The organism is Phocaeicola sp. RTP21198st1_B8_RTP21198_201120 (assembly GCF_040929485.1).
Lineage (GTDB): Bacteria > Bacteroidota > Bacteroidia > Bacteroidales > Bacteroidaceae > Phocaeicola > Phocaeicola dorei.
This window is the reverse complement of record NZ_JBCOCI010000312.1, coordinates 1-367: the sequence shown is the minus strand read 5'-3', so window position 1 is coordinate 367 and position 367 is coordinate 1. Positions and strand designations below refer to the sequence as shown.

Genomic DNA, 367 nt, shown 5'->3' with positions numbered 1-367 from the left:
ATCACACCTAAAATGTAAGAAAAATGGCAACCTATATTTCTGATGATCCCAAACTATTGGACGAGCTTTTCAGGAAAGACGGTGAAGGCCAGCTCCTTGTCGGTTATGAAACCGGCAAGGAGAAACCCCATGCAGAATCCTCCTATATGCTTTATCCTGCCAATCCCGACAGGCAAGACCCTGTCTATACGTTTATGGCCTTGTTCAGCCAACAATCGATAAAAGCCAAATACTCCGCCTTCGTACCGAATACCCGTCTGGAAATCTATTCATTCCCGAAGATGACGGATGTACCGGCTATCTCCGGAGATATTTCCAAAAAGGAATATATCAATCAGGTATTACTACCCTATATCCGGGAAAAGGG

At 44.4% G+C, this 367-nt stretch carries 1 pseudogene; it reads left to right on the top strand.

The features are described 5' to 3' along the window. Positions 1-23: 23 nt before the first annotated feature. Positions 24-367, top strand: a pseudogene (locus tag AB5935_RS25785) (hypothetical protein); the annotation flags it as partial.